The organism is Microcoleus sp. BM001215392, from assembly GCF_036700185.1.
Taxonomy (GTDB): Bacteria; Cyanobacteriota; Cyanobacteriia; order Cyanobacteriales; family Microcoleaceae; genus Microcoleus.
This window is the reverse complement of record NZ_JAUBOJ010000354.1, coordinates 1-8144: the sequence shown is the minus strand read 5'-3', so window position 1 is coordinate 8144 and position 8144 is coordinate 1. Positions and strand designations below refer to the sequence as shown.

Genomic DNA, 8144 nt, shown 5'->3' with positions numbered 1-8144 from the left:
GTCCCCCCCTTTTTAAGGGGGGTTAGGGGGGATCTGTCTTAAGTGAACCGTATTGTGCTATATTTAGCTTTATTTATGCAATCAAATCTAGAATTTTTTTATAGTCAAAGTTATATAAATGATTCATTAGAACTTCTGCAATAACATGATGGTCGGTGCGAATTTCTTCAATTATTTTGGCAATCAAGTCGAAGTCAGCTTGCTGGACGGCTTGTTGAAGGTTGCTCGTCCATTCTGGGGAAAACTTGGGCTTCGACTCAAACGCAAATATTCCAGCATTATCCGATATTTTTTCGGCGGCGATAGTTGAATGCTCCGATAAATTTTTTACTTCAACAGATGTTTCGACCGCTGCAACTAAGCTGACTGCTGTCACAACTTGAACATCAAATTTTAATACTGTGCCGCGTCCAACTTCGCTCTGTACCGTAATATCGCCGCCCATTAATTTGATAAACTCGCGGCTGATACTTAATCCTAATCCCGTACCTTTTTGAATTTTTTTCCCCGATGAGCTTTGGACAAATAATTCAAATATACTGTCTAGTTCTTCGGTGGATATACCCATTCCTGTATCGGCAATTTCAAAGCAAATTTTAACAAGTTTTGTGCTTAACGGTAAATCTAAAATTTTGTGTTGTTCCTGCGAAATTATTTCTTCTTTTTTTTGTCGTACCGTTACTAATATTGCTCCTTGTTGAGTAAATTTTAAGGCATTATCTAAGAGATTTATCAGCACTTGTCGCAACTTAACGTCATCAGTTTCGACGTACTGGGGAACATCGGAGTAGCAGTTGATAATTAATGATAATCCTTTATTTTGCGCGGGGAGTTGCAACATATTTTGCACGTCGCCCAGCAAGCGGTACAAGTCAAAGTTTTTGGCGTTGAGTGTCATGCGCCCGGCTTCGATTCTAGATAAATCTAAGATTTGATTGATCAGTTGCAGCAAATGTTCTCCGCTGCGGTGAATAATTTTGATATTTTCCTGTTCCTGCAAAGTTAAGTTTGTGCTGGGTTCCACTAATTGAGCGAAGCCGAGAATGGCGTTGAGGGGAGTTCGCAATTCGTGGCTCATGTTGGCGAGAAAAATGGTTTTAGTTTTGTTTGCTGCTTCTGCTGCTTCTTTGGCTTGTTTGAGTTCTTGTTCTGCTTGTTTGCGATCGCTAATATCAATGATTATGCCGTGCCAGACAATATCTCCATTTTCGCGCATTTCCGGTCGAGAATAGCCTTGCAGCCATTTGAGCTTTCCCGATGCTGTGACAATCCGCCATTCGTGGGCAAATGGTTCGAGATTCGTGGCGCTTTTGACAATTGCCTCGAAGTGGCTGGGGCGATCGTCTGGGTGCATTTGTTCGTACAGTAAAGCAGAGTTGCTCTGAATTTCCTCGGGCTCTAATTCTTGAATTTCCCGGCACAGAGGACTGATATATTCCATATTGACGGAGCCGTCGGGATGCTGTGCGAATATGTAAAGTTCTCCGGGAACGGTGACAGCTAATTTGTGAAACAGAGCTTCGCTTGCTTGCAATGCTAATTCGGCTTGTTTCCGTTTGCCAATATCGATCCCAAATCCAAAAAGAAAGTCAAAATTGCCATTTTCATCCAAAACGGGCGTACCGTGCCATTCCACTAATAAACCCTGGGGCGCGTAGCTATCCCCTAGGGAATCGCACTTGGTGAGAATTCGGTGTTCGTTAATCGTTTGCGGGCTGGCTTTGACGGCATTAAAAATCGAGTGCAACTGGGCTCGATCGCCCTCGGGTACAAATATAGCTAAATAATCTTGGCCGATAACTTCTGCGGCAGTATAACCGACAGCTTGCAGCATACAGTCATTCGCCCGCAGGATTGTACCCGTTTGGTCGATCGCCACAAAAAACATCGGAGAATTTTCGATAATCTTTAAGTTAAAGTCCCGCTCTTTACGGATAATTTTTGTGGCTTGGTGGCGCTCCTCAATTTCGATCTCCAAGCGGGAATTGATTTCGGCTAACTCGGTTGTGCGCGAAGCTACTTCAATTTCCAGAGTCCGGTTGTAGTCAGCCAATATTTTTTCTGCTTGTTTGCGATCGGTGATATCTTGAAAAACAATAATCACGTAAACGACATTCCCCTGCCGATCGAACACGGGCATCGATCGCACTTGCAAGCGAATATTTTTCCCATCGCTGCGAATTTCCATATCTTCCACCAGCATTTCTTCACCTCTGGCAGCCCTTGCAAACGGCGAGTCCTCGATCGGGTACAGCCGATCGGTTCCGGCTACATAAAGCTGATAAGTTACTGAGAGCTCTTCTGCCGTTGTACTGGGAATCGCGCCTTTACCCGCGATCTCTCCTCCGATCGAATTCATAAAAATAGCGCTACCCGTCGGAGTCAGGGCTGCCACGCCAACAGGCAAGCTTTCTAGCAGCTTGGCAAATTTTTCTTCACTGCTTGCTAAAGCTTCAAAAGACTTTTTTAATTGAGCGGCCATCTCGTTGAAAGACTCGGCTAATGCGCCCACTTCCTCCAGCCTGCTCACACCAACAGTGCGATCGAATTCTCCTGTGGCGATATCTTTAACTGCGACATTGAGCCGCAGCAGCGGCAGCGTCACCCATCGGGCTGTTAGCACTCCGGCAATTGTCGATACCAGCAGCGCCCCGAGACAAAGTAAAATTGTAGTGCGGGTATTAGCATTAATTTGCCCCATGAAATCGGATTCGGGAACCGCGATCGCGATCAGCCAGTCCAAACCGTAACTATCAGAAAACGGCAGCACCTCTAAAAAATATTCTTTCCCATCTCGGCTAAATTTTAGTTGCTGTCGCTGCTGAATCTCGCCAAAGCCTCCAAACTGTTCGTATACATACTTAGCTGCGGTGCGAATCACCGGATTTTTACTTTCTAAAACATTCACCCGCTGGAGTTCCTGCTTTTGGGAAATCTTCCTAAAGGGTGATTCTTGACTGGAACTGGCAACCAGCAAACCCGATCGTTCGATCGCAAAAATTTGTCCGGTATTGCTAAACTTCAGGCGATCGAGATATTGCTCGATCTCCGAGAGTGAAAAATCTACCGCACAAACTCCCAGCAATTTACCCTTGCCGTCGCGAATCGGTTGGCTGGCGGCAATAAACACACTCCCCGGAGTAAAACCGGGATAAATGCTCGTCCAAATCGGTTTGTTAGCTGCGACAGCTTCTTTGTACCAAGGGCGGAGGCGGGCATCGTAGGTTCCCGCTTCTGCGTTTAATTTAGCCGTGCGAGTGCCTGTATTGTCTGTAGCGTGGTAAATGTTCTGAGAGTTGGTAGACTTGTTAGCAGCGACAATTTGCAAGCTGTGGTTTTTCTGGCTGCGCCAAATACCGAGATATGCTCCTGATGTTGCAGAACCCAGGGAAATCCACTGAATACTTTTAAACGATCGTATTTGCTGCCACAGGAACTTTTCTCCCCGAATTTGGCGCTCTTCTAACTCTAAGTTTAATTCCCTGCGGTCGATCGCTTCAGCGTTAAGTTGATTTACCCAGTGGGCATTTTCCAAAAAAACACTCAGCTTTTCTTCAACTCTCTTCCCTGTCTGGGCCATCAATTTCTGGGCGAGTTCTTCGACTGCTATTTCTCCGTTACGAAAAGAAAGATATCCGACAATCCCCACTGCTGCGACTATCTGCACCACAAAAGAGGCTACTAGAACGTGGCGCAGGGGTATTTTTATTGGCTGTTGGGAAGTTTGAAAGGCGAATCTGGGCAACGGCATGGGCTGGTGACTAATTCTTCCCTAACACTTTAACGGTTTGCGCCGATAATTTCATTTAACGGGCGATCGAGGTTTTTGGCTTTGAGTCAGTCAGTCCATTGTTCATTTTCCACGATTGAGATTCGGGAATGAATCATTCTCTACTGGCTCGGAGCTTCCCGGCTGTTGCATTTTTTTAACTGATATTACACATCTTGGCTGACAATACCTCCGTCACGTTATTGCTTTGTTCGCTTTCGTACCTCTTTTTACCCTCCGAGCCAAGCCGTTATAACCTTCTTCCTGATGACTAACTAATGATGACTAACTACTGATGACTAACTACTGTCAACTGTCAACTGACTACTAACACAACAGGTACGCGGAAAATCCCCGCTTCTCCATACGGATATAGCGAGGGGCGAGAATAGGTATTCTCGGAAAATATAAAGTAGTGGCAGTGGCTTTTGTCGAGCCATTGCCATCTATAAGAACCCATACTGTTTTAGGCGCACTGAAAAAATTCAGAGCCAACTCTCTGCTTGCAGTCAATGCTTGAAGTCAACCCAACCTGTTCAAGCAAGAAATCAAAGCAAATTGTAAAGACCTAGGATACTTCTTCGCGATCGATTTGGCGCAGGTGAATGTGCTTGCGTCCCAAAGAGATTTCAAATTCATCTCCCGGCTGAAGTTCCATCTGTTTGGTGTAGGCAGCTCCAATTAGTAAGTTGCCGTTAGATTGAACGCTAATCCGATAGCTAGCCGAGCGCCCGCCGCGTCCGTTGCCGTTTTGTTTCCCGTCTAGCTGAATGCCTTCTGCATCAATCAGCGCATTCAGGAATTTCATCATGTTGACCCGTTCTACGCCGTTCTTGGTAACGGTGTAGTAGCCGCAAGCTCTAGCTTTTTCTTCCTTGGTAAGGTTCTCTAGGTCTTTGACCTTTTTGATCAGACCTTCGCCTTCAAGGGGTTCGATATTTTTCTTTTTAGCCATTTACTGAGTCCTGAAATATTCAACTGGTGTACGGAATTTTTCTCGGTTGGTTTTTGTCTTGACCAAGAAACTTTAGCTTGATAGCCGGTCGTAAAACCATATTACACCGAACCGCTCAATTGTTAACCACTATTATCTAAATATTTTTAACAAGGTGCTGTCTTTCTTGAGGAGTAGCTGCGAGGACTGTGCGAGCAATCTCTAAACTCGCTAGCATAAGCTATCAGCTATCAGCTAGCTGAATATTTGCCCCCGATTTTAAAATCCCATGAAGTTAACCACACGCGGACACTACAGTGTCAAAGCATTGCTGGATCTAAGTTTGCAACCTCGGTTCGGCCCGACATCGGTGAAATCGATCGCGAACCGACAGGAGTTACCAGCTCCGTATCTCGAAAAATTGCTGATTGAAATGCGACGAGCCGGTTTAGTCCAATCAGTTCGGGGCTCCCAAGGAGGATATCAATTGGCGAGAGAGCCTGCTCAAATCTCTTTAGGACAAATCTTAGAGGCTGTGGGGGAAACTATTCAACCTTTACCTCGACATTCTCCCGACGCTAACCAACCAGAAGACTGGGTTACATTCAGTTTGTGGAACCGATTGCACAAAAAACTTGCCGAAGCGCTGTACAGTATTTCCCTCGAAGACTTATACTATGATGTCCGCAGTTGGCAAGCGGCTCTTGGGGAAGAAACTAGCTTTATCATTTAAATGGTAAGTGAATTTATGCGATCGCTCTTCAAACAAACATGGACACAACACTTGTTACCTACTCCGGTGGCTGTCACTGCGGTGCTGTCCGCTTCACAGTCGCGGTTGACAAACACGAAGCACAGAATTGCAACTGCTCTATCTGTAAAAAGAAAGGATTTTTGCACCTGATAGTGCCGCCGGAACGTTTTACCTTGCTCTCAGGTGAAGATGTTTTGACAACCTACAGGTTTAATACAGGCACTGCTAAACATACTTTCTGCCGGATTTGTGGCATTCACTCGTTCTATCGCCCCCGATCGCATCCCGATGGTTTCGATGTTAATGTCCGCTGTCTTGACTCTGATGTCATTTCTGAATTTAAGATCCTACCCTTTGACGGTGTTCATTGGGAGCAGAACGTACACTTGCTGCGCGATGAAAGTAATCTCAGCAGTTAAAATCTGCCCTCAAAAATCCAACTTTGCAAGGGTAACAGCAGTTAAAACCTGCACGCTGCTCGTTCCTGCTCTTGGTGGGACGGACTATCAAGTTTGACACTATATATAATGATGCCCGATCGATTTCCTGTTTTGATTTTAGCTGCGGTATTGGATTATTGGATCGGCGATCCTTGGGGTTGGCCGCATCCCGTACAGGCGATGGGTTGGGCGATCGAGCTTTACACTGGACTTGTCTTTAATATCTGGAACAATCCCGCGGACAAAATGCCTCGCTGGGGCGATCGTCCCCCAGGCACTCGGCCCAAACTGTTGCTACGATGTGCTGGTACAATACTAGCGATCGGGCTGATTATAGGCAGTTATACTGTCAGTTGGTCGATGGTCGTTGCTGCTAGTTGGGTGCATCCTGTTTGCGGCATAGCCCTACAGACCGTTTTGCTGGCTAGCTGTTTTGCCGGTCGCAGTTTGAGAGCCGCAGCCCAAGACGTGTTAGCGCCTTTAAATGTTGGAGATTTAGTCAAGGCGCGAGAACGGTTGAGCCTTTACGTTGGTCGGGATACCGAAAACTTATCCGAGCCAGAAATTCTCCGAGCACTGTTAGAAACTGTAACAGAGAATGCAGTGGATGGGGTGAGTGCCCCGCTATTTTATGCCTTAGTTGGGTTAGCTCTGCCACATCTATTATTAACTGTTACCAATTTGCCGATCGCTCCTAACTCGATGTGGGCGAGCGCAATGGTTCCCTGTGCGATCGCTTACAAAGCAGCCAGCACATTAGACTCTACAGTCGGCTACAAAGAAGCGCCGTACACTGATTTAGGATGGTTTAGTGCCAAACTAGAAGACTTGCTGACGTGGATTCCTTGCCGGCTAACAGTGATTACTTTAGCCGTTATATCTGGCAAACCGACGTACATTTGGCAGATTTGTCAGAGAGATGCTGTTAAAGATGCCAGTCCCAATTCCGGTTGGAGCGAGTGCGCCTACGCCGCCATCTTGGGAGTACAGCTAGGAGGTACAAATTCCTATCGCTCAGTTGTCAAACAAAAACCGCTCTTAGGCGAACCGATTCGCCCCATCGCCCCGGAACAAATTTATCAAGCTTTGCAATTAACAAGGGTTTGCTTTCTGATTTGGTTGGGACTATCATTGCTAGTTTGTACTGTATGGTCTTTTGTCCGCTAAATGCCGACCTCACCTCCATACATACAAAGAACTCCGACAAAAATTTGGAGCCAAAAAAATTGGGACGGTAGCAGTTCCAACCCCGAGATTAATTTCTCAAGCCTGGAGCATCTCAATGAATGCTAAAAAGGAATTTCTTGACAGTGCTATCCCCCCCGAGCGAGTGTTGGATCGATCGCTCGGGGGGACAGCACTATAAAATAAAAACTGAGATGCTCTCAAGTCAATCTCAAATCTCACATCCTCGGACACTTGCACAAGCAAAGGCTACCGCTTGCAGGCCTGCGGCCATAAGTCTCTCTAAAATTGTTGCAAGCCCAGATTTATTTCTGGAGTCAATTTTCAATCTCAAATATCAAATTGTTCGATCGGCAAACAGCCAACAATTAGCTCCCAGCAAGCCAATGACTAAAATCATCAAAATTTTATCCCCGGATGAAGTGAGGCGCACTCTCACCCGCGTCGCTTCCCAGATTGTCGAAAAATCAGGAGAGCCCTCGGAGTTAGTGCTGTTGGGAATTCATACTAGAGGAGTGCCATTGGCTCAAATGTTAGCAGCTCAAATTGAAGTCCTCGAACAAGTCAAAGTATGCGTGGGCGCTTTGGATATTACGTTTTATCGAGATGACTTGGATCGAGTGGCGATGCGCACGCCGGCGAAAACAGAAATTCCCTTTGATTTGACCGGCAAAACAGTAGTGTTGGTAGATGATGTTATATATAAAGGCAGAACCATTCGAGCAGCTTTGAATGCGGTAAACGATTACGGGCGGCCCGAGAAAATTTGGTTAGCTGTATTAGTCGATCGCGGCCACCGAGAAGTACCGATTCAGCCGGATTTTACGGGTAAACAGTTGCCGACTGCAAAGGAAGAACAAGTTAAGGTTTACGTCCAAGAGATTGACGGGCGCGACGGAGTGGAATTGATTAAGCGTTGAGCTGTTGAACGTTGGTATGGGAATCATAATTTAGGGAGTGCAGTTGCGATCGACTCTTTCGGCGGAGCCAACACAATATCTCCAAAGAGTCGAAATGTATATGTAGGGGCGTAGCATTTGGGCGAAAATTTATCGGTTAAAC

6 protein-coding genes are annotated in these 8144 nt (G+C 46.0%); 4 read left to right on the top strand and 2 right to left on the bottom strand.

Features of this window, described 5'->3' with window-relative positions; genetic code table 11:
- Window positions 1-73: 73 nt before the first annotated feature.
- Together QT974_RS27445 and QT974_RS27440 are read right to left on the bottom strand one after the other, a co-directional pair.
- The gene (locus QT974_RS27445; RefSeq protein WP_333471567.1) at window positions 74-3751 is read right to left on the bottom strand and encodes a PAS domain S-box protein; all 3678 of its coding nucleotides are present in this window, start codon (window positions 3749-3751) and stop codon (window positions 74-76) included.
- 586 nt (window positions 3752-4337) lie between these two features.
- Window positions 4338-4724 carry an AbrB family transcriptional regulator gene (locus tag QT974_RS27440; protein ID WP_332946268.1) on the bottom strand — a complete coding sequence of 129 codons (387 nt, stop codon included), beginning with the start codon at window positions 4722-4724 and terminating at the stop codon, window positions 4338-4340.
- A gap of 268 nt (window positions 4725-4992) precedes the next feature.
- On the opposite strand from QT974_RS27440, the gene QT974_RS27435 reads away from it, so the two are divergent.
- From QT974_RS27435 to pyrR, 4 genes are all read left to right on the top strand, one after another.
- Entirely contained in the window at window positions 4993-5436 is a 444-nt protein-coding gene (locus QT974_RS27435) for an Rrf2 family transcriptional regulator (RefSeq protein WP_293124563.1), read from the top strand.
- A gap of 38 nt (window positions 5437-5474) precedes the next feature.
- Complete coding sequence (locus QT974_RS27430) at window positions 5475-5876, top strand: GFA family protein (protein WP_333471566.1); 402 nt, start codon at window positions 5475-5477, stop codon at window positions 5874-5876.
- A 108-nt stretch (window positions 5877-5984) separates the two neighbouring features.
- Window positions 5985-7064, top strand: coding sequence for an adenosylcobinamide-phosphate synthase CbiB (gene cbiB, locus QT974_RS27425; RefSeq protein WP_333471569.1), 1080 nt, complete (start codon window positions 5985-5987; stop codon window positions 7062-7064).
- Between the two features lie 404 nt (window positions 7065-7468).
- Window positions 7469-8002, top strand: a complete 534-nt coding sequence (pyrR, locus tag QT974_RS27420; protein ID WP_333471568.1) for a bifunctional pyr operon transcriptional regulator/uracil phosphoribosyltransferase PyrR — start codon at window positions 7469-7471, stop codon at window positions 8000-8002.
- Window positions 8003-8144 lie beyond the last annotated feature (142 nt).